At 49.0% G+C, this 22536-nt stretch carries 20 protein-coding genes and 2 tRNA genes; 9 read left to right on the top strand and 13 right to left on the bottom strand.

Translation table 11 applies throughout. The features are described 5' to 3' along the window. The first annotated feature begins 10 nt into the window (after positions 1-10). Entirely contained in the window at positions 11-2032 is a 2022-nt protein-coding gene (gene parE, locus GS501_RS02020) for a DNA topoisomerase IV subunit B (RefSeq protein WP_202405266.1), read from the top strand. A gap of 47 nt (positions 2033-2079) precedes the next feature. Here parE and GS501_RS02015 read toward each other — a convergent pair whose 3' ends face one another. Beyond that, positions 2080-2922, bottom strand: a complete 843-nt coding sequence (locus tag GS501_RS02015) for an aldo/keto reductase (RefSeq protein ID WP_160830199.1) — start codon at positions 2920-2922, stop codon at positions 2080-2082. 188 nt (positions 2923-3110) lie between these two features. Here GS501_RS02015 and GS501_RS02010 point away from each other — a divergent pair, with 188 nt between their 5' ends. Both GS501_RS02010 and dinB read left to right on the top strand, forming a co-directional pair. Beyond that, positions 3111-5081: a glycosyltransferase family 2 protein gene (locus GS501_RS02010; protein WP_160830198.1), complete on the top strand. Its 1971-nt coding sequence runs from the start codon at positions 3111-3113 to the stop codon at positions 5079-5081. 71 nt (positions 5082-5152) lie between these two features. After that, positions 5153-6253, top strand: a complete 1101-nt coding sequence (gene dinB / locus GS501_RS02005) for a DNA polymerase IV (protein WP_160830197.1) — start codon at positions 5153-5155, stop codon at positions 6251-6253. 104 nt (positions 6254-6357) lie between these two features. On the opposite strand, the gene GS501_RS02000 is transcribed toward dinB, so the two are convergent. Further along, positions 6358-6443: transfer RNA gene (locus tag GS501_RS02000), tRNA-Tyr, on the bottom strand. Positions 6444-6517: 74 nt separating this feature from the next. On the opposite strand from GS501_RS02000, the gene rlmB reads away from it, so the two are divergent. Beyond that, positions 6518-7330: a 23S rRNA (guanosine(2251)-2'-O)-methyltransferase RlmB gene (gene rlmB, locus GS501_RS01995; protein ID WP_160830196.1), complete on the top strand. Its 813-nt coding sequence runs from the start codon at positions 6518-6520 to the stop codon at positions 7328-7330. A gap of 78 nt (positions 7331-7408) precedes the next feature. On the opposite strand, the gene GS501_RS01990 is transcribed toward rlmB, so the two are convergent. After that, positions 7409-8500, bottom strand: a complete 1092-nt coding sequence (locus tag GS501_RS01990) for an alkene reductase (protein ID WP_160830195.1) — start codon at positions 8498-8500, stop codon at positions 7409-7411. Between the two features lie 148 nt (positions 8501-8648). Between GS501_RS01990 and GS501_RS01985 the strand changes: the two genes are divergently transcribed. Continuing rightward, entirely contained in the window at positions 8649-8957 is a 309-nt protein-coding gene (locus GS501_RS01985) for a helix-turn-helix transcriptional regulator (RefSeq protein ID WP_160830194.1), read from the top strand. Here GS501_RS01985 and GS501_RS01980 read toward each other — a convergent pair. Continuing rightward, a complete protein-coding gene (locus GS501_RS01980; RefSeq protein ID WP_160830193.1) occupies positions 8946-9365 on the bottom strand; it encodes a hypothetical protein in 420 nt (139 codons plus the stop codon). The two genes, GS501_RS01985 and GS501_RS01980, sit on opposite strands and share 12 nt — an antisense overlap. Here GS501_RS01980 and GS501_RS01975 point away from each other — a divergent pair. After that, a complete protein-coding gene (locus GS501_RS01975; protein WP_237442367.1) occupies positions 9364-10350 on the top strand; it encodes an RluA family pseudouridine synthase in 987 nt (328 codons plus the stop codon). The genes GS501_RS01980 and GS501_RS01975 overlap by 2 nt on opposite strands. 255 nt (positions 10351-10605) lie before the next feature. Continuing rightward, the gene (gene rpoH / locus GS501_RS01970) at positions 10606-11502 is read left to right on the top strand and encodes an RNA polymerase sigma factor RpoH (RefSeq protein ID WP_160830191.1); all 897 of its coding nucleotides are present in this window, start codon (positions 10606-10608) and stop codon (positions 11500-11502) included. 169 nt (positions 11503-11671) lie between these two features. Here rpoH and GS501_RS01965 read toward each other — a convergent pair whose 3' ends face one another. Together GS501_RS01965 and gap are read right to left on the bottom strand one after the other, a co-directional pair. Further along, positions 11672-12865, bottom strand: coding sequence for a phosphoglycerate kinase (locus GS501_RS01965; protein WP_160830190.1), 1194 nt, complete (start codon positions 12863-12865; stop codon positions 11672-11674). A 2-nt stretch (positions 12866-12867) separates the two neighbouring features. After that, positions 12868-13890 (bottom strand): type I glyceraldehyde-3-phosphate dehydrogenase, encoded by a 1023-nt coding sequence (gene gap, locus GS501_RS01960; RefSeq protein ID WP_160830189.1) that lies wholly within the window; start codon positions 13888-13890, stop codon positions 12868-12870. Positions 13891-14039: 149 nt separating this feature from the next. Here gap and GS501_RS01955 point away from each other — a divergent pair, with 149 nt between their 5' ends. Both GS501_RS01955 and GS501_RS01950 read left to right on the top strand, forming a co-directional pair. Beyond that, a complete protein-coding gene (locus GS501_RS01955; RefSeq protein WP_160830188.1) occupies positions 14040-14519 on the top strand; it encodes a hypothetical protein in 480 nt (159 codons plus the stop codon). Further along, positions 14509-15954, top strand: coding sequence for a glycosyltransferase family 2 protein (locus GS501_RS01950; RefSeq protein WP_160830187.1), 1446 nt, complete (start codon positions 14509-14511; stop codon positions 15952-15954). The genes GS501_RS01955 and GS501_RS01950 overlap by 11 nt, the downstream gene beginning before the upstream one ends. 52 nt (positions 15955-16006) lie before the next feature. Here GS501_RS01950 and GS501_RS01945 read toward each other — a convergent pair whose 3' ends face one another. From GS501_RS01945 to hpnH, 7 genes are all read right to left on the bottom strand, one after another. Next, positions 16007-17062 carry a hypothetical protein gene (locus tag GS501_RS01945; RefSeq protein WP_160830186.1) on the bottom strand — a complete coding sequence of 352 codons (1056 nt, stop codon included), beginning with the start codon at positions 17060-17062 and terminating at the stop codon, positions 16007-16009. Positions 17063-17110: 48 nt separating this feature from the next. Then, on the bottom strand, positions 17111-18430 hold the full coding sequence (locus GS501_RS01940; protein ID WP_160830185.1) for an amino acid permease: 1320 nt from the start codon (positions 18428-18430) through the stop codon (positions 17111-17113). A gap of 148 nt (positions 18431-18578) precedes the next feature. Continuing rightward, on the bottom strand, positions 18579-18950 hold the full coding sequence (locus tag GS501_RS01935; protein ID WP_160830184.1) for an arsenate reductase: 372 nt from the start codon (positions 18948-18950) through the stop codon (positions 18579-18581). 240 nt (positions 18951-19190) lie between these two features. After that, a tRNA-Thr gene (locus GS501_RS01930) sits at positions 19191-19265 on the bottom strand. Between the two features lie 53 nt (positions 19266-19318). After that, complete coding sequence (dksA, locus tag GS501_RS01925) at positions 19319-19732, bottom strand: RNA polymerase-binding protein DksA (protein ID WP_160830654.1); 414 nt, start codon at positions 19730-19732, stop codon at positions 19319-19321. 151 nt (positions 19733-19883) lie between these two features. Beyond that, positions 19884-21176 carry a hemolysin family protein gene (locus tag GS501_RS01920; protein WP_160830183.1) on the bottom strand — a complete coding sequence of 431 codons (1293 nt, stop codon included), beginning with the start codon at positions 21174-21176 and terminating at the stop codon, positions 19884-19886. A gap of 74 nt (positions 21177-21250) precedes the next feature. After that, a complete protein-coding gene (gene hpnH / locus GS501_RS01915) occupies positions 21251-22444 on the bottom strand; it encodes an adenosyl-hopene transferase HpnH (RefSeq protein ID WP_160830182.1) in 1194 nt (397 codons plus the stop codon). Positions 22445-22536 lie beyond the last annotated feature (92 nt).

The raw sequence follows: 22536 nt of genomic DNA, 5'->3' as shown, positions 1-22536 counted from the left end.
AGGAAATAGAATGGACGACATGTTTGTACGGGGACGAAACAAGAATCCCAAAGAAGAGAGCTCTCATAACTCTCCTCATGGCGACGTACAAAACTATAATGCCCAGGATATTGAGGTTCTTGAGGGATTAGAGCCAGTACGCCGTCGTCCAGGCATGTATATCGGAGGCACAGATGATTCAGCCTATCATCATCTTGCTTCCGAAATCATTGATAACGCTATGGACGAAGCCGTTGCTGGCCACGCGAACAGAATCGATGTGATTCTTGAGGAAGCCTGTACCCTCGTCGTCCACGATAACGGACGTGGTATTCCGACGGATCCTCATCCACGCTTTCCCAATAAGTCCGCCCTTGAAGTGATCTTTACAACGCTTCATGCTGGCGGAAAATTTTCTGGCAAATCTTACGCCACATCTGGTGGACTGCATGGAGTTGGAAGTTCTGTCGTCAACGCACTTTCAGCACGATTAGAAGTAGACGTCGCACGGAATCGACAAGGATTCCGCCAAATTTTTGAACGAGGCCTACCCATAGGCCCTCTCGAAACCATCAAGGTCCCTGCCAAACAACGCGGAACCATTGTTCGTTTCACACCCGATAGTGAAATTTTCGGCAAGCAAAGCTTTTCTCCCGCACGCCTTTATCGCTTATGTAAGAGCAAAGCGGCCCTCTTCCGTGGTGTGACCATCCATTGGTCCTGTAATCCCGCTCTTTTGAAGGGGGAAGAACCTCCTCCACACAGTGACATCATTCACTTCCCCAATGGATTAGAAGATGCCTTGCGTGCTGAACTGGGCGATGACACAGCTCTCTTAACCCCGGTATGGTCTGGCGAAGCGAGTCTTCCTGTTGCTGCTGACGGCCGCTCTAGTGGTAACGTGGAATGGGCTGTTGCTTTTTTAGAGAATGGCACAAGCAGTGTAACATCCTACTGCAATACAATTCCTACTCCTCAGGGAGGAACCCATGAAGCCGGACTTCGCGCTGCTCTTGTAAAGGGATTCCGTAACTGGGGGGATCAACGAAAAATTCGTCGTTCGTCAACCATTACGGCTGAAGATGTTTTTGGAACACTCAACGCAAAACTCTCGGTCTTTATTCGTGACCCCCAATTCCAAGGGCAAACAAAAGACCGACTCACAACACAGGAAGCCAGTCGTCTTGTCGAAGGCGCCCTGAGAGACCGCATTGATCACTGGCTCGGTGGAAACCCTCAACAAGCTGACAGCCTCGTTGTTTATATCACCGAACGCGCTGAGGAACGCTTACGCCGCCGTGAACATAAAGAGACAGCGCGTAAAACCGCCACACGCAAGTTACGTCTCCCTGGAAAGCTAACGGATTGCAGTCGCACGAAAACATCTGAAACAGAACTTTTCCTTGTCGAAGGCGAATCAGCCGGAGGGTCTGCACGCCAAGCCCGCGATCGCGAGACACAAGCTGTGCTCCCATTACGCGGGAAGATTCTCAACGTTGCTTCTGCAACAGAAGATAAAATGCGTGCCAATCAGGAGCTACGAGATCTGATTGAAGCCCTTGGATGTGGCACGGGCAAAAATTTTGACGTTACAAAACTTCGTTATGGTCGCGTTATCATCATGACGGATGCCGATGTTGATGGAGCCCACATCGCTTCTCTTCTTATGACATTTTTCTATCGAGAAATGCCTGAGCTGGTACGACGTGGCCATCTCTACCTTGCTCAACCCCCACTCTACCGTCTGACACAAGGGGGCAAGACCATTTATGCAATGAATGATGCCGACCGTGAGCGTCGTCTCAAAAAAGATTTCAAAGCTGGATCACGTATCGATATCTCACGCTTCAAAGGCTTGGGGGAGATGCCTGTCTCTGATCTAAAACAAACAACCATGAACCCCAAACACCGCACCCTCCTCCGCGTTGTTATTCCAACGGAAGAAACACTTGTAACCCGGGAACGTGTTGAAAGCCTCATGGGACGAAAAGCGGAATTACGCTTCCGTTTTATCCAAGAACACGCGAACTCTGTTGAGGTGCTCGACATTTAACAATTTTCCTGCATGAGGATTGCTATATCCCTCATGCAGGAAAGATTCTATTTAAAAGTTACCGTCTGTGGATCTTCTCCCATTCGGCCATCAGAGCGATCAAGAGTGGCAATAGCCTCCATATCTTCCCGACTCAATGTAAAATCAAAAATGTCCAAATTTTGAGCCAATCGCTCCGGATTTACTGATTTAGGGATCACAACTATTTCATTCTGCAAATGCCAACGCAAAATCACTTGAGCAGAACTCCGTTTATATTTTTGTGCAATCGTTTGGATCAAAGAATTCCCTAAAATAACCCCCTTCCCTAAGGGACGCCATGCCTCTGTTTGAATACGATGTTTTGCATGAAAAGCACGAAGCGATCTCTGTTGGAAATAAGGATGAAGCTCGATCTGATTAATCACAGGGACAACCCCCGTCTCGTCCATGAGATGTACTAAATGCTCTTCTTCAAAATTAGAGACACCAATCGAACGAATGCGCCCCTCCTTTTGTAAATGGATCAGCGCTTTCCACGATTCCACATATTGCCCTTGCCTAGGCATTGGCCAATGGATCAAATAAAGATCAACCACATCACGTTTTAATAAGCGTGCGCTTTTCTCAAAAGCACGCAGCGTTGAATCATAACCTTGGTCATCATTCCATAACTTCGTCGTAACGAAAATATTCGGATGTTCAGCCAAGCCTTCACCAACACCAGCCTCATTTTTATATAAACGCGCTGTATCAACAGCCTGATATCCTAGCTTCACAGCTTGCCGCACAACATCCGCGGTCTGCGCTTCAGGTGTTTCCCAAACGCCTAGTCCTAACCACGGCATAGACTGACCATCACGCAGAGAAACACGGGACAAATGGTTCGTTGCTATTTTTTGAATAGTCATCGTTGATCGCTCCTGCACTAATATAGTAGTAAGCGTATACCTTTTACCAAAAACAATGAACTGTATTCTTCACCGAACAATTGGGTATTTTTTCAGAGGGCTCCTACTTTCTTGCTTCACAGGTAATCTCCCTCCTATAACACCCTCAGTTGTTAGGTCTCACGATACTGCACCGAGGAAATACTAGCATGTCTCATCATACACCATTGACACCTGACGTAGCTGATCACACTTCGGATTGGTTTTCTTTTTTCCACGTTGCGACATCACACGATGCGTATCTCGCTGTCAGATGCCGTGATGGCCTATTATGCAACGCTCGTGATCCACATGAGACAGGCTATATTCCTCTCGTTGCCATACGGCTTTCCAGCCGTCCTGACTTCCTCTTTTTAACCACAGACACGCCCTCTCAACCTCAACTTTGGGTCGAACATTTTACAGCACGTGGTTGCGTATTGACGGTTCAAATGAATGTCAGTGGTCCTCAAAGCCAGCTCTTTTCGTTTGAAGATCCATCACGCCCCAAAAATTATTTCACAACACGCCCCTTTTCAGACGGCCAAACAGCAAACCCTGTTGTCGGTGATTGTAACCATGTCATGGGATGGGAAGAATTTAGACTTGTCCCCGTCTCAAGCACTGACCGTTTGAATGGTATTGCAAACGACATTGCCCACCTCGCACGACGCGATGTTACGGCCAATGATCTTGTTCATTATATCCAGAATTATAACGGCGATAATCTTCTTCCAGCACTTGATAGTCTCATCCCTCTCATTCGTTGGGAAGAAATCGAGAAGCTGGGCGAACGCCTTCTCCACGATGCTCTTTTACGCCAAGAGCTACAGGATATCGTTCCAAATAATATTTGGCTTGATAAAGCCCTCCCTGAGTTAGCTCACTGGGAATTACGGCGCCTTACCCATGCCAACAAAACTATCAGTCCTTTCCCTGTGGCGCGTGAACTTCATAGCCCAGAAGAGGATTCATTATTGGCCTGGTCAGGCGCTGATAGCTCGTTTGCTGGCTTCCTACATGCCCTGACACATGCTGCTCGTCGCACAATCGAACCACGTCGAACCGTATGTATGGTCACAACGGTACGGAATGAAGGAATCTATCTTCTTGAATGGATCGCCTACCATCGTTCTATCGGCGTAGAGCACTTTTTTATCTATAGTAATGATAATGCTGATGGTTCAGAAAAGCTTTTGGAAGAACTCGCCCATCAAGGGATCATTACGTGGATTGATAATCCAACAAGCTCTGACCAAAGCCCACAATTTAAAGCTTATGGTCATGCCCTCAATGCCCTTCCTGATATTCTAAACTTTAAATGGTGTTTTATTGTTGATGGGGATGAGTTCATTACACTCAACCCCCAACCCTATCCTTTATTAACAGATTATCTAAATTGGATTGATCACTGGCAGACCGATGCGATCGCTGTGAACTGGCGCTTTATTGCATCCTCTATGAACGCGAACGGCCTTTCAGACCTTGCTGTACCGCTTACACAACGTAATGAACGTATCGTCGGAAACGGGGCCATTGGCGATGGATGGCGTCTTGTAAAATCAGCCTGCCGTCCAAACAGAACCCTTCATTCACGCCCCCATCATCCATTGTGGAACCCTGTAACTTCTTACACGTTCCGCCTTACAAATGGAGATACACACAACTACCTAAATCCACCACCACCCTTCCCACGTGACCCTGCGTTTGCCGATTATGGCACTTATGATCGCATTTGCATCTCCCACTATTACTTTAAATCTATGGCCGAATGGACATGGAAACATGCGCGCAATAGCGGTGCGGACGCGTATAAAGAACTTGATACCAGCCGTTACACGACCCAATGGGCCAACACATTTGGTATGCAGTTGCAAGACCCTCAACATGAACTCAACTATTGGATGGTCGAACGCCGCGATGCTACTCTTCGTGAACTCGCCGCTCTTCGCGCCCATCCAGCCATTAGAAAAGCGGAAAACTTCATTCGTTCCACGCTGAATGAACAACTCCTTGACCTGTGGCAACGCATACAATCACAAAAAACGCTTGATGGTATTGCAGAAGAATGGCGCTTCATTGTCCAAGATTTGGAACTAGAGCTTCGTAATACGATTCCTCTGCACTCTGACGACGTATAGCTGATGAGTATCTTTTAACGTTCCTAAAGGGAGAAGGACAATCCTTCTCCCTCGTGTGCTACACTAAGCTCATGTCTCACCAATTTGCAGGCAAACCTCTACGACGCATCCTTCATATCGATATGGATGCCTTTTATGCTTCTATAGAACAACGTGATGACCCTACCCTACGTCATCGCCCTATTGCCGTTGGGCGTTCTCAAGCACGAGGTGTCGTCGCAGCCGCAAGTTACGAAGCACGACGCTATGGCGTCCGCTCCGCTATGCCATCCCGTGTGGCGCAACGTCTGTGCCCAGACCTTGTTTTTGTTCCTCCACGGTTTGAGCAATATCGCGCCATATCAGCACATATTCATCGAATCTTCACACGTTACACACCTCTAATCCAGCCTCTTGCTTTGGACGAAGCTTATCTGGATGTCTCAGATCACCTCGCTCCCTTCACGTCAGCGACAGCGCTTGCTGAAGCAATTCGTGCTGACATTTATAGAGAAACGTCACTTACCGCCTCAGCAGGCGTGTCCTACAATCGCTTCCTGGCAAAACTCGCTTCAGAACAAAATAAACCAAACGGGCTCTTTGTGATTACACCTCGCCAAGGCCCAAAATTTGCAGCCGCTCTCCCAGTCGAACGCTTCCATGGAATTGGGCCTGCCACAACAGCCAAAATGCATGCTCTCAACATTCGCACGGGTGCCGACCTAGGGCGCTATCCACTTGATGGCTTACGGGCTCATTTTGGCAGCGCCGCTCTTTTTTACCACGATATCGCTCATGGGATTGATCATCGACCCGTAGAACCTAACAGACCACGCAAATCATTGGGGACTGAAACAACATTCTCAGTGGATATTCCAACATATGACAAGGCCGAGCCAATACTCCGACAGCTAACGGAAAAAGTCTGGACCTCTTCCTTAAAGCATCACGTTTCTGGACGTACTGTCACGGTCAAAATTCGATATACGGATTTTAAAACCATTACCCGTGCCCACTCGCTTCCACACTTCATGACAGAAGCAGAAACTTTCTTCACCATAAGCCAAGGGATTTTAAAAGCGCTCTCCCCTTTCCCGAAACCTATTCGTTTACTTGGGGTGACATTATCCGGACTTTCACTCCAGAATGATGCAGACACACAGCAACAATTGTCATTCTTTGAACTATCGTGACACCGTCACGACGGTGAACGAAAAATAACGGGATAATCATATTTTCTAGAAGAACCAAAAGAAACGAACCAACATCCAAACATCACTATATAAATTCTGGAAATTGGTGGAGGGAGTTGGATTCGAACCAACGTAGGCGTACGCCAGCGGATTTACAGTCCGCCCCCTTTAGCCACTCGGGCATCCCTCCGTCTAAGGTTGAGTGCTTGATAAGCGTCATCGCTGGCTCTGTCAATGACCGTTTTATCAGATTATAAAGATTATATGGCTAGAAAATCATCATCACGCCTTCGGGCCACCATTCCTCCTGCTCATGATCTCTCCCGTAAACGCCCTAATCAGGAGAAAGGCTTGCCCCGTACTGGGAAGAAAGCCGCCGCTCAGGGTTATTGGCTTTATGGCATTCACTCTGCGGTAACAGCCCTGCAAAACCCACAACGGGTTGTCTATGAAGTGCTCGTAACACGTGACACGCTCTCTTTACTCCCCGCGACCACTCATCAACCGATGGTTGTTGACCGGGAGCAGCTTGATTCTCTCTGCGGTCGCGATGCTGTTCATCAAGGAGTCTGTCTCCGTGTTGAAGCCCTTACCCCTCCCTCCTTAGAAGAAGCCCTTGAACGACCTGGACCTATCCTCGTGCTGGATCAGGTGACAGACCCACGCAATATCGGAGCCATTTTACGCTCAGCCGCCGCATTCGGCGCGGCCGCTGTCCTGGTTCAAGACCGTAATACACCACCGGAAACCGGAACCATGGCGAAAGCAGCCTCAGGCGGCCTTGATGTTGTCCCTATGATCCGAGAGACAAATCTCTCACGCGCCTTATCAAGCCTACAACAAGCCGGACTTTGGGTCATTGGGCTTGATGCTGGCGGAATCCGGCTCAATAGCGATAATTTAGGTAATCGACGTGTTGCCCTTGTTCTCGGAGCAGAGGGAGCAGGCCTACGTCGCCTTACCCGTGAAACGTGTGATGAAATCGCGTCTATTTATATGTCTGGGCCAATGGAGAGCCTCAACGTTTCTAATGCGTCAGCCGTCGCCCTTTATGAACTCACACGTTTATCCTCATAATTTAACCATAAACGCATAAAAAACGGCCCTCTTTAAAGAGGGCCGTTCGCGGTCGTTTATCCGCCTGATCTTAAAATGTTACGACGTTGCTGTTGGATAATCCGTATATCCTTTTGCCCCAAGATGAGCACCATACCATGTTCCCATATCATCATCTTGAAGCGGCAGGTCATTCTCTAAACGATGAACAAGGTCAGGATTAGAAATATAACGACGCCCAAAGCTAATAGCGTCTGCTTTCCCTTCTGATACAGCGGCCTTCGCCTCTTCTGCTGTATAATCCTGGTTAAGCACTAAAGGACGCTGAAACACTTTCCGAATCTCAGGCGAAAGCTTCGGCTGTTCTGTTGGCTTATCAAAAGCGAATGTGCTTTCAGGGCTTGATTCACGCAGCTCAAGCCACGCAATACCTAACTCTTGCAGCATTTTCGCCGCAGGAACGAATACCGTCTCAGGCTTGCTGTCAATAACTCCTTGAACTTCACCATTAGGCGATAAACGAACACCAACATGTTCGCCTCCAATGGCTTTTACCACACTCTCTGTCACTTCACGCAAAAGACGCAAACGGTTTTCCACTGTTCCACCATAGTCATCGGACCGATAATTCGTGCCATCGCGCAAAAATGTATCGATAAGGTAACCATTAGCGGCATGGATTTGAACACCATCAAATCCAGCTTCCATCGCGTTCCGTGCCGCCTGTGCGTATTGCTCTACAATAACCTGTATTTCTTCAACATTGAGCGCACGTGACTCCTCATAAGGCTTCTTTCCATCATAGGTGTGTATTCCACCTGGAGCCGTTGAAGGAGATGGCGCTACAGGCTGCTCTCCCGTTACCGAGGAATGAACCAGACGCCCCATATGCCATAATTGGCAAACAATTTTTCCACCCTGTGCGTGCACGGCTTGTGTGACGGGTTTCCAGCCCTCAATCTGCTCTTTTGTCCAAATTCCCGGTGCGTTTATCCAACCAAGGCCCTGACGAGAGATTCCGGTAGCCTCTGAGATAATAAGACCCGCATTCGAACGCTGCGTATAATATTCAGCCATAATGGGTGTTGGGACGCCATCCTGTCCAGCACGCGCCCGTGTTAACGGAGCCATCACGACACGATTCTTAGCGTGAATGGATCCAAAGCTGATGGGATCAAATAACGTAGGCATAAGCTTTCTCCTTGATGAGCCTCTCTGTTTACCGACCGGTTAGAAAGGCCATTTCCCAAAGTAGGAATTCATCATCGACTCTATAGTTCGATATATATGGAACTATAGACATATTGCACGATGATCTCAAGAGAGAGATAACACCCCCATGGCCAATATCTATACGCATCCAGATCTCGATGAACTCGATATTTTAACAGTGTTACGCGCCCTGGCTGACCCAGTTCGCCTGGACATCGTGCGTCATCTCCACTCTTTAGGGGAAGCCAGTTGTAGTACGCTACTAGCCTCTCGTCCGAAATCAAGCATGTCACATCACTTCCAAGTTCTACGAGCAGGCGGGATTCTTCACACACGCATTGAAGGAGTCACACATCGCAATACATTGCGGCTCGAAGAACTGGAAAAACGCTTTCCTGGCCTCATGACAGCCATTCTTGCTGCATCAGGGCCGTAATGTTCTTAAGTCAAACTCTGCAATGATACGCGCCTGTTCTGGCAACCAAACAACAATACGCCCATCCCCTTGTGACGATACGAGCGTAACAGCTAACGTTCCATCAGCACGGGGAACCACACTGCGAATCTGTTCATCACCGTGGCGTGATATCGCCAAAAGAGCAGGATTTCCTGAGATTGGGGGAGTTACCGTATTGACCGCTTGGGGCAGAGATTGCTCAGAAACCGCGTGCGGATGCATCATGCGATGGACAATAACCCATAACAATGCCCCTGTACCTATGACGATCATGATTCCCATCACCACGACCAACACTAAAAGACCTTTTGATGACGCAGGGAGTTGATTCGATTCGCTGTTTGGTATCGAGTTCGCTACACCCTGATGCATGTTTGATTGTTCCATGTCCGATTCCCTCTCTGCTGATACTGCAACGTCTTTCTCCCTCCATGTTGGAGTAGAACATGCCGGCCAGCGCGCAGACCGCATCTTGGCTGACGCCATCGGCACGCTTTCACGCTCTCGGGTCAAGACCCTAATTGAAACAGGCCATTTCACATGCAATGGCGAGGCACGTCGTGACCCGGCTTTTAATTTAAAAGAGGGAATGTTTTTAGAGCTCCATCTTCCTGCTCCAGAGCCAGCCCGACCACAAGCCGAACATATCCCCCTCACGATTCTTTATGAAGATCGCGATCTGATTGTTTTAGATAAACCGGCCGGCCTTGTGGTTCACCCTGCCCCCGGCAACGAAACGGGAACGCTGGTCAATGCCTTACTCGGACATTGCGGACCAGAATTTGAAGGAATTGGCGGAGAAAAACGCCCAGGCATCGTCCATCGTCTGGATAAAGACACATCGGGCACCATGGTCGTCGCTAAAACACCTTTAGCCCACCAAGCCCTATCTGACGCATTCGCTCGACGCGATATCGAAAGAGCCTATCTTGCTTTCGCATGGGGCTCATTGCCACCATCAGGTTCATTTGATGGCGCCATCGGACGCGATAAACGCGATCGAAAGCGCATGACGGTCGTCCAACGAGGCGGAAAAAGCGCTCTTACCCACTTCACGACGAAAGCCCTATTCCACAATAGCGTCTCACTTGTGGAATGCCGCCTCGCTACTGGCAGAACGCATCAGATTCGTGTCCACCTCTCCCAAGCAGGTCATCCTTTAATCGGGGATCCTACATATCTCCGTCGTATTCCTGCAGCTGCACGACATCTTCCCCAAGACATCCGTACAAAAGCCCTCGACTTCCCACGCCAGGCCCTTCACGCCGCCGTACTGGGTTTCATGCATCCACGAACAAAAAATATGCTCAAATTCGAGACGCCTCTTCCCCAAGATTTACAAGAACTTGCGGCGATTATATCCGAAAAGTGATCGACTAAACTTTGCGTAACATTTGACTGACAAGGATAAACCTATTAATAATATCCTTGATCCGACGAATCCGACGCATCGCCGGAACGGACGTACCGCTTCGGCATTGCCTAATAGAGGGATGAGAAGCGGGGACGTTAGATAAAGTCCTTCCCTATTTGCTGCGTCACCCCTGGAGGGTTTGGTCACGTATTCCATGTGGCGATTATTTTTCGTGAAACAACCCCACCACTTGGGCGCAAGGAGTCGAACATCATGAGGTCTCCAATTGCTCTTCCGTCTGTAGGGCCAGAAAATAATCTTTCTCGCTACCTACAAGAAATCCGCCGTTTCCCTCTCCTAACCGCTGAAGAGGAACTCGCCCTTTCACGCCGTTGGCGCGATGAGGGGGATACGCGCGCTGCGCATCGCCTCGTTACGTCTCATCTGCGTCTCGTCGCTAAAATCGCTATGAGCTATCGCGGTTATGGCCTTCCTATAAGCGAGCTTATTAGTGAAGGTAATATTGGCATCATGCAGGCTGTCCGCCGCTTCGATCCAGACCGTGGCTTCCGCTTAGCGACCTACGCAATGTGGTGGATTCGTGCTGCTATGCAGGAATATATTCTCCATAGCTGGTCCCTGGTTAAGATGGGCACCACAGCGGCACAAAAGAAGCTTTTCTTTAATTTGCGCCGCCTCAAAGGGCAGATGCAGGCCTTTGATGATGGTGATTTGCAGCCTGAGCAGGTGCAAAAGATCGCTAAAACACTCGGGGTGCCAGAAAACGACGTCATCTCAATGAATCAACGTCTCTCTTCGCCAGATCATAGCCTGAATGCACCGTTACGCGCCGAGGGTGAGCACGAATGGCAGGATTGGCTCGTCGATGAGCATGAGACTCAAGAAGAGACACTTGCTGACTCCGAAGAGATGAGCGGGCGTAGAGCTCTACTCACTGAGGCTTTAAAAACACTCAATGAGCGTGAGCGTCACATCTTGACCGAGCGTCGTTTAAAAGAAGATCCTTCCACATTGGAGGAGCTCTCTCATCACTATCATGTATCTCGGGAGCGTATTCGCCAGATTGAAGCCCGCGCTATGGAGAAACTCCAAAAAGCTATGGCTTCTGCCGTTGCCGATCGACGCCGAGAGCAAGGCCTTAGCGTCTAAAAGTAGACCCTTCCATCTCTGTCGCTAGGAGATGGTTATCTGAGAACGCCCCTCTCATTCATTGAACAAATGAGAGGGGCGCTTCTTACGTCATGCAAACCAATGACCAATAAAAATGGGGATAGGGGAAAACCCCTACCCCCATCTCACATGAGCTATACGCCTTACTTTACTTAGCGCGTAGAACCTCAACACCTGGAAGAGCCTTCCCTTCCAACCACTCAAGGAACGCTCCACCAGCCGTGGAAACATAACTCATTTTATCGACAACACCGGCATGACGAAGTGCAGAAACAGTGTCACCACCGCCCGCTACAGTCAGGAGTTTCCCTTCCTGTGTCAGCTTCGCCGCTGCACGTGCTACATCAACAGTTGCACGATCAAAAGGCTCAATCTCGAAAGCCCCTAAAGGACCATTCCAAACGAGCGTCTTCAGATCAGCAAGGTGCTTCTCAATCAGCTCAGCCGTCTTCGGGCCAGCGTCCAAAATCATCGTGTCATCGGGAACCTGATTCACAGGCACAACAGATGATTCGGCACCCGCCTTGAACTCACGTGCGACAACAGCATCCACCGGAAGAACGAGCTTGCAGCCTTTTTCTTGCGCAAGTTCAGTAATCTTCCGCGCCGTATCGTGCATATCCTTCTCTTCGAGGGACTTGCCAACCTTTACGCCCTGAGCTGATAGGAACGTGTTCGCCATGGCCCCACCAATGAAGAGCACATCCACGCGATCCAGCATGTTACCGATCAGATCAAGCTTTGTGGAAATCTTGGATCCACCAACAACGGCCCCAACAGGACGTTTTGGATTCTCCAAAGCCGCAGAAAGAGCCTTCAGCTCAGCTTCCATCAAGCGACCAGCATAAGCTGGCAATATACGTGCAACGCCCTCTGTTGAAGCATGCGCACGATGGGCCGCAGAGAAAGCATCATCAACGTAGATATCCCCGTTAGCTGCAAGAGCCTTAGAGAATTCTGCGTCATTCTTTTCTTCGCCTGCATGAAAGCGCGTATTCTCCAACAAGAGAACATCACCATCTTTCATCGCATCAACAGCGGACTTAGCATCTGGTCCTACGCAGTCCTTGGCAAAGGAAACTGGATGGCCAAATAATTCCGCAAGACGCTTACCAACAGGAGCGAGAGACATTTCTGGCACCACCTTACCCTTAGGGCGGGCAAAGTGGCTCAAAAGGATAACCTTAGCACCCTTCTTAGAAAGCTCACGAATCGTTGGCAACACGCGCTCAATGCGCGTTGTATCTGTGATCGCCCCGTCATGCACAGGCACATTGAGGTCGGCACGGAGAAGTACGCGTTTACCGCGTACCTCCACATCATCAAGCGTGCGAAAAGCCATGATTAGAGTTTCCCAAACAATGACGCCGTGTCGGACATCCGGTTGGAGAAGCCCCACTCGTTATCGTACCAAGCACATACGCGCACAAGCTTACCGCCATCAACGATAGCTGTTTCTGTTGCGTCAAAGGTGGAAGAGAACTTCACGTGATTGAAGTCATGGCTCACCAATGGCTCTTCATTATAGCCAAGAATGCCCTTCAGACGGCCTTCAGAAGCTTCACGCATTGCAGCATTTACTTCTTCAACCGATTTTGGCGCATTCTTTGGAACGAAATCCAAGGATACCAAAGAAACGTTCGGTGTTGGCACGCGGATAGATGTTCCATCCAAACGACCCTTCAGGTGAGGCAACACCAAACCAACAGCACGAGCAGCACCCGTTGTTGTCGGAATAATGTTTACCGCAGCAGCGCGCGCACGACGTGGGTCCTTGTGCAAGGTATCGATAGTGCGCTGATCACCCGTATAAGAGTGAACTGTTACCATGTAACCGCGCTCAATGCCGAATTTTTCATCCAACACAGAAGCAACAGGGGACAGGCAGTTCGTCGTGCAAGAAGCGTTAGACACGATCTGCATGCCTGGCTTCAGAGCGTCGTTGTTAACGCCATAGACGATCGTTGCATCTGCATCCTTACCAGGAGCAGAAATCAGAACGTGCTTTGCACCCGCTTTAAGAAGTGCGGAAGCCTTATCACGTGCTGTGAACAGACCCGTACATTCCATAGCAACATCAACACCCTCCAAAGGAATTTCCTCTGGATTACGATGAGCCGTCACTTTGATCGGGCCAATCGTCTTACCTTGATGTGTCTTGATCAGCAGATTGCCATCAGACACTTCTACCTCAGCCGGTAGACGACCATGAATGGTGTCATATTTCAGGAGGTGGGCATTCGCCTCCACAGAACCGAGATCGTTGATCAGCACTGGAACAACATCCGTGCGTCCGCTCTCGATAATACCGCGCAGTACCAAACGCCCGATACGTCCGAATCCGTTGATTGCAATTTTAACGGCCATTGGTCGGTTCCTCCGATTTAACTTGGAACTAAAGACCCTTTATCCATAGCACCACTGGATTGAAGCAACAGGGGGGTAAGACAAGTTTTTACTGCATGCCCGCTTCCCTCTTGCCTAATACTCTACTTCCTGCGACTATTTAGTGTATTATGGATGCTTTTGACCGTTTCGAATTTTCACGGATTTTTTCCTTCTGTTACCTTCCTGCGGTATTTGCCGTTATGGGAGGGGTAGTAGGCTGTTCTCCTCTCGACCAACGCACCTTTGATCCGCGTGCGGGAACGCCTCCTAAGCCGTATATAGCCCCTGTTGTAGCTCCCACGCCGAAGGCCCCTTTCTTGCAAATCATGGAAGGCACGCCTGAAAGCGATTATGCAGCCCCCGTTGAAACGGCCACCAAAGCAGCACTTGCTCGCAAGTCTAATATTCTTTTTATCATACAGGGCATAGCACCCATGCAGAGCACGCCAGACAAGCAGTTGCAGATACTTTCTGACCTGACTCAAAATTTGGTCGTACCTGTTGCTAAACGAATCCAAGCTGCTGGAGCGCTTCCTATCCAAATTGAAATGCGCGCTAGCACCGACTCCACTGTCTCACATGCCATGGTACGTGTTAATGTCCGATAATCTTCCCTCAGCTGCCTGTGCCGTTCTTGTTCGCAATTCACAGGATACTATCCTTAATTGGATTTCTTGGCATCTTTCCCTCGGCATACGCCATATCGCGGTCATAGATGCAGGCTCCGAGGATGGTACATCTGAAATTGTACAGTCTCTCGCGCAAGCATGGCCCGTCACGTGGCATGCCCCTTCCTTAGAACCAGAATTTTCTGGTGAAGAGCGCCGAGAATTTTTAACACGTTACGCGTTCAATCATCTCATCGGTCAGGAAGAGTGGCTCATTGTCCTTGATAGTGATGAATACCTCGTGCCTGAGCCAGACTTATCCACTCTTCTCGCCCGCGGCCAAGACGCTGCTGGTATTGCTTTAAACTGGTGTATCTACGGCAGCTCTGGGCATCGCCATCGCCCTCGAGGGCACATTGTGGCGACACACACACGACATGCCACCCCTTCTTTTGCTGATCATGCCTTTACGCGCCTACTCGTCCGTGGGGCTTATCTGACCTCTCCAAACCACGCTTCAGAACGAGAGCCCCTTGATATTCCGCATCATCGTCTTGTCACGCCGCAAGGAACTCCGTTAGATAAAAGTGATGGGACTCCTCACTGGGAAGGAGGACGTATCCAGCACTATATTTGTCCGTCCTCTGATAGTGCAGAAGAACTACCACCACATCATTATCGTCACTTTAATCGCAATGACATTGAAGAAAATGTTTCTCCAACATTATTAAATGCCGCGCGACAAACCCAAAATGCTTTATGGCAGACGCTCCTTGAAGCAGGCCTTCACCGCCTCCGCTCAATCATTACCCAACTTGACGATCAGAAGAATTTATCATCTGAGGATGATTTTCATCTTCCTGATTATGCTCAACGTCCAGGCTTTGCTTATCTTCGACAGAGACTGACACGACGAGAGCAACTTTTGTTAAATCCGCAAGCGGCCCCTCCTTGCACAATCACACGTGCTTTCCTTCTGCGTTCAACTGAAGGCATGTTGTTGGAGGCAGATCCTCCAAAATCTCATCGTCCGCTCATTGCGCTTATCCAAGAGCACAACCCACGGCTGCTGTGCCTTTTCCCTCGTGACTATCGTGAATTCACATTGGGGGATGTCCCAACCCCCATGGGCATGGCCACCGTCATGACACGTCGCACACATCGCCCCGATGTTTTCTCTCTTCCAGAGGAAACGGGACATGGAAAGACCCTTTTCGAAGCTGTCCCATTACCTGACTTTACGCCTCCTGAACTCCTCTCCTTGCCAGACTTGGATAGACGTCAAGGGTTAAGCTTGGAAGGTCTCCTCATATGGATTGAAGCGCATCCTTCAATACACTTACAGGATCTACAACGGGCTTTATGTCTACTAACGAAGGAGGATGCCATACTCCTATGTCAGGAAATCCCAGAATTGCAGGATTTTCTTCCCTGACACGACGTTAACTCTTCTAAAAACCATGCCTATTATCCAAATAGGCATGGTTTTACAGAATACCCATCACATAATGAAAAACTCGACTATTCGTTATCAATAGAACGAAGAATGCTATCACTACGGCCAACACACTCAACGAAATCACGATCCCTAATTTGGTTTTTTTCCGATTAGACGTGTCCGTAAGCTCAGCAATACTTGCCCGCAAAGCACTAAGCTCTTCCTGAATCGCTCTCTCTTCTTCCTGTTTCTCTCGAAAACATGCTTTTTCTCGGCGGATATAACGTCCTGCCTCGACAAAGCTTGGAAAGCTATGATCCACCACATAGCGCGCGAGAGACTCTTCTCCTTCCTTTCCACGCTCCACAACCAACAAGCGGTGGGCTGGACATAAAGACAATATTTTTAACACGTCCTGGTTTTCTAACATCGCGGCACTTTTTTCATCCGCAACGACCAACACAATGTCAAACGACTCTGTCTGACGAAATTGTTTCACAAAAGCTAATGGATCGTTAGCTGGCAGCAAGGTGCGCTGTACCGAGCTCTCCCGCCATAAGCCACCCAACGTCTGACAGAGCTCGTCTAAGACGGCAGGAAGCACTCCAATTCCCAAAACCTGCAATGTGGCCTCTGGCCGCACCGGAAAGGGATGATATCCTACGGAAAGATCACGCAAAAAACTATGTAGAAGCTGTCCATTCCCTGATGAGAGAGAGGCCCCGTGATCATGAGCCTCCAGGGATACAACGTCCAATCGGCAGACTAATTCACTTCGTTGCAATCGCGCACGCACAAAACCTGTCGCCCTTATGACATCACCAGGCTTCAACGTATCTTCTTCTACCAGGGAAGAAGGCACTTCGAGATGAATTTCCGTACCATCCTGCTGATCAAGCAGTGGTAAGACGCCGTAACGACGCCAAGTGTCTGGAGGGAAAGCCCCCAAACGCCCGATAACAGTCAGAGGGACAGTCCACTCTTCGAAACGTGAGCAAATCTCGTTTGCACGCCTACCAACCAAAGATTGAAACCGTGCCGGTGTTACCACCGCTAACGACTTGATCCCCCCATTCTCCAATGATGAAGAACGGGGCTGCTTCACAAAAGCTTCCATATCCCTCTGTCGTATTTCACCTAATGAGAAACAGTCTTACGCCTCTAAGCGACGATTATGGAAATAGGCAGCAATACCGATGATAACAATCGCAGCAGCCCCCATTAACGCCTGGCTCACCGTACTCGGAACCAAGAACATCGACCCAAACGTAATCGCCAGCAAGAAACAGGCCAAACGCGGAGCAAACTGGTTCTTCGCATCCATCTTCATGCGTGCCAAAACAATCAGCAAATTATTGAAGAGCATTAACGTCCCTGTCAAACTCAGCATCACAAAGAATATCTCGTCACGCGAAAGTGTCGAAGCAAGAACGACAATTACACCACCGATAAAACAAGCAATCACGGAACGACGTGGTAATTGCGTCTTCTCATCAACCTTCAAAAAGAACGCAGGAGCATCCTTATGTTCCGCCATCTCAAAAAGAATACGTGACGTTACATAAATCGCTGAGTTCAGTGATGATAAGACAGCCGTTACAATCACAGCCCAGACAAACGTATCAACATATGGAACACCAATTTGGCGTAGCACAAAAAGAAAAGGTGACTGTGAAGGATCTAACGTCGTCCATGGGCGCAATGCCAAAATCAGGGCGATAGAAATGAGGAAAAAGCCACCAATCCGAACAGCAATTGTCCGGGTAATCCTGACAATATTGCCATCTGGATCTTCAGACTCAAGCGCGGCAACCGTTACAATCTCACTGCCATTCATGGAAAAGAAGATTGTCGGCACAACAGCAATAACAGCCATCCAGCCTTTAGGATGAAAACCACCATATCCTAAGATATTATGCATCACAGGAACCTGTGGTCCCCACCCAAAGAAACCGCGCCCTAGCGCCCAGAGTGCCACAGCAACAAACACTCCAATGGCAAGAAGCTTAATCAAAGAAAACCAATATTCAAACTCGCCATAACCTTTAACCGACATCAGATTGACGGCTGTCATGACAATGAGAATCAAGATTTCCAACGTCACAATTGGTAAGTGAATGTACGGCTGTAAAAGCTCAGCACCAAACAATACCTCAGCGCCAAGCACAACAACCCAGGTCAACCAATAGGCCCAACCCGCAATAAAGCCCACGCGCTCACCAAGGTGGGTACGAATCTGCTTCATGAAAGACCCACCATCTGGGCCCCCATCCAATGCAAGATCACGAATAGAAAGATTGACCAAATAAACGATCAACCCAGAAATGATGTACGAGATGAATACAGCAGGGCCTGCCTTTAGGATGGCTGATGCTGCTCCAATGAAAAACCCAGCACCCACCATGCCCCCAAGAGAGATCATCATGATGTGACGGGTGCGAAGCGAGTTCGCAAGTTGGTCGGGATTCGCCATAGCGTCTTCCTTTTTCCTATATTCCGGAAAAATATAGCAGCTATGCGCACAACACATGCAATAGGGTGACGGCGCAAATCTGCTCCGTCCTCCAAAATCTACCCAAAATAACCGGCCAGAATCTGAAGGTCGGTATCAATCAGAACGTTTAGTTATCCTCAGAATGTAACAAAAATGCCGCTTCGTAAGCCTCTGGCTTGAACCCCACCTGTATACACGCCCCGTAAACCGTTATCGGACGACGAATAGAAGCAGGATGCGCCAGCATCAACGACACCGCTTTAGCCTCATCAAGGCCATTTTTGTCCTCTTCTGGTAGTTTCCGAAAAGTCATTCCCGAACGATTGAGAAGCCTCTCCCAACCCAACGCCCGCACCCAAGTCATCAAGAGCTCCTGTGCGAGACCATCTTTACGAACGTCATGGAAATGATACGCAATACCCTGGCTATCTAGCCAACTTATCGCCTTTTTCACCGTCGAGCAGTTACGAATACCGTAAATGGTCACACCGCAAATCATGAAACCTTTTCTTTCAAAGAACCAACACTGTTCACAGTGCTGTCCCTCCCGGTACTACCCGCAGGTTTAATGTCGACCACGAAGAGAACGACTTCCGACTACATTTCCCCCAAGTACAGACACAAGTCAATCTGCCGACTTAGTTAAGAAACGAAACGATACCCTATACAGAGAGGGTGAACAGACAGGTTGACAAAAAAACACCCTGTCTGATAACGGAAATCTGCTAGCCAAAATGAATGGTGCTGCTGGCGAGGATTGAACTCGCGACCTCTCCCTTACCAAGGGAGTGCTCTACCACTGAGCTACAGCAGCACACGCTCTATTGCAGAGCTTCCTACCGTGTTAAGAGCAGCTATGCAAGCCCCTTACTCGTCACGGTACACTTTTTCGTGTCTTTCATGCCTCTCTTGGGCTTCAAGAGAAAGCGTCGCGATAGGACGTGCCTCTAATCGTGGAAGAGAAATCGGCTCACCAGTCTCTTCACAATAACCGTAGCTACCGTCTTCAATACGCGCTAACGCCATATCTATCTTACCGATCAGCTTACGAGCACGATCTCGCGTGCGCAATTCAAAAGCGCGATCTGTTTCAACCGTCGCACGATCCGCAAGGTCAGCCTCATGAATACCGCCTTCGGACAAACTCGCTAGGGTATCTCCAGCTTCACGCAGCAACTCCCCTCGCCAGTGCAAAAGCTTCTGGCGAAAATATTCAAGCTGTCGTTCATTCATGAATTCTTCATCGTCAGATGGACGATAATCTGGCGAGAGCGTGATCATGCGCAATTCCCCGTACTGACGCATCACCATCACCTCACCACTCTAACCATCGAGCGATACAAGGGAGGGTGATCTACGGGGCTGTATATCTGGCCTTCCACAAATAGCCAAGAGCGCAACAATACTTTTGACCGCAATATCCTAAAAAAGCTTAATTACGTGCCAAAACCCGACGGCTTGCCCGTACACGCACAACACGTCGCCGCTCCATTTCAAGCACTTCAAATAACCACCCGGCAAAAACGACTTTGTCCCCTTTAGCCGGAACACGTTTTAAAAGAGCCATAATCGCCCCACCTAATGTGTGATAAGTCGCTGTATCTGGAAATGGAGGAATACCGAGTTTAGACGAAACCTCATCAGCGGGCATCACACCATCCAACTCGCATTCTTCAACACCTTCCGTTTCCGTGAGATTTTTTGATGATGTCTCTGCGGTTTCATCACCTATAATCGCTTCGAAAACATCTGATGGTGTAACAATGCCTTCGAATGATCCGTACTCATCCAAGACAAAGACAATTCCCAGAGAAATACCCTTAAGACGTTCGATCATCCCCTGGGCCGTCAAACTATCAGGAATAACAGGAGCTTCCCTCAATACAGCTTCGATGGAAACAGGCAGCCCCAAGAGAAGGCGATCCATAATATCTTTTGCTAAAATAACGCCAACAGGATGGTCTACATCACCTTCACAGACAACTATTCTGCCATAAGATGATTGCCTTAATTTACGGACCAACGTCTCTCGACTAGCATGACGATCTATCCAAAATAAATCATTTCGTGGCGTCATGATCGCCCTCACCGGACGATCAGCTAACCGCAAGAGACGCTCGATAATGGCTCTTTCTTCTGTTTCCAAGATACCAGCCTGCATCCCCTCCGTCAGAACAGCACGTAATTCTTCCTCTGTGACGGCTGAATGGGTAAAAGAGCCACTGCGCATCAAACGCAAAACGAAACTTGAGGTTTGACTCAAGAGCCAGACGATCGGCTGTGTCACTCTCGCTAGACCGAGAAGCAACAGCGACAAGCGGCTTGCAATTATCTCTGGACGTTGTAGCGCAATTTGCTTTGGCACCAACTCGCCAAAAACCAACATGACAAAGGTAATCAGCGCGACAACGACAACAATCGAAATCTCACCAGCAAAAGGCCGCAATGCAGGAACAAGCCCAATAAAAGAACTCGCGCGTTCTTCAAGCTGACTCCCCCCGAAGGCCCCTTCCAAAATTGACACGAGCGTCATGCCAATCTGGACGGTCGGAAGGAATTTATGTGGATGCTCTGCTAATTTTAAGGCTCGTTCGGCCCCCGCTACTCCCTCACTTGCCATACGTGCAAGACGCGGTTTTTTTGCAGAAATCAGCGCTAACTCCCCCATAGCAAAAACGCCATTGAGGAAGATCAGCATAACAATCGTTAAAAGAGGGATGAGCATGAGGTTGGGAGCATAGAACAGGTAGGCTGCTAAAACATAGCCTACCTGCCCAGCAGAAACTCCTTAAATACTAATTATCTCGCTGCGCCGGCAGATTCCACCGCCGTATTAACCGGCTTACCGTTAACACGAATACGCGGCCCCCGGCTGGGTTTCTCTTTTGTCTCAATACGATTCATCTGCTCAGCCACCTGTTCATCATACCCATAAGAGGCAGGACGTTGGTTAGCGAGAGAAATCTCAGGCAGCATTGGTTTCTCTGTCTCAGGGCCTGTAAGAGCTACTTTAATGAAATGCCATGGGCGACGCACAGCATCCATAACCGCTGTTGATTCATACCCTGAATGCACCATGCAATCTGCGCATTTCTCATAAGCACCTGTGCCGTACTGATCCCATGCTGTATCGTCCATCAATTCCTTGAACGTTTTAGCATAGCCCTCTCCCAGCAAATAGCATGGGCGCTGCCAACCAAAGACGGTCCGCAACGGCTTACCCCATGGGGTGCACCGATAGTTCTCGTTCCCTGCTAAAAAGTTTAGGAAGAGAGGAGACTGGGTAAACCGCCACTTTTTCCCTTTCCCAAGACGGAAAATATCCCGGAAAAGTGTCTTTGTTTTCTGCCTATTAAGAAAGTGCTCCTGGTCAGGTGCACGCTCATAGGCATAGCCCGGAGCCGTCATGATACCATCAACACCAATCTTCATGACTTCATCAAAGAAAGCAGCAGCTCTTTCCGGGACGACACCATCGAAGAAAGTGCAGTTTATGGAAACACGGAATCCTTTGGATTTTGCCAAACGAATAGCGGCGACAGCACGGTCATAAACCCCTTCCTGACAAACAGAAGAATCATGCATCTGCTGGTCGCCATCCAGGTGAATATCCCAAGAGAAAAAGGGAGATGGCTTATAATCGTTAATCTTTTTTTCGAGCAACAACGCATTTGTGCAAAGATAAACGTATTTCTTACGCGCAATCAGACCCTCAATAATTTGAGGCATCTCTTTGTGCAAAAGCGGCTCACCACCTGCAACGGCGATAATGGGCGCACCCGCTTCACTATCGGCATCAAGACATTCCTGCAAACTCATGCGCTGGTTTAATATCTTCGCTGGATAATCAATCTTACCGCAACCCGCACAAGCTAGATTGCAACGGAACAACGGCTCAAGCATCAGCACAAGCGGGTAGCGTTTACGCCCTGATAGGTGCTGCTTGAGAACGTACCGTCCAACTCGGACAGCCTGCATCAATGGTACGGCCATTATAATCCTCTGATCACTCTCTGGGGCAACGCCCAGCACACCCCGACATGTCGGGACAACAATTCCACACAGCGACCAAACCGGAAAACTGC

It is taken from the genome of Saccharibacter sp. 17.LH.SD (assembly GCF_009834805.1).
Classification (GTDB): Bacteria; Pseudomonadota; Alphaproteobacteria; order Acetobacterales; family Acetobacteraceae; genus Saccharibacter.
Note: the sequence above shows the minus strand (reverse complement) of the source record. Positions and strands in the feature narration are given on the sequence as shown.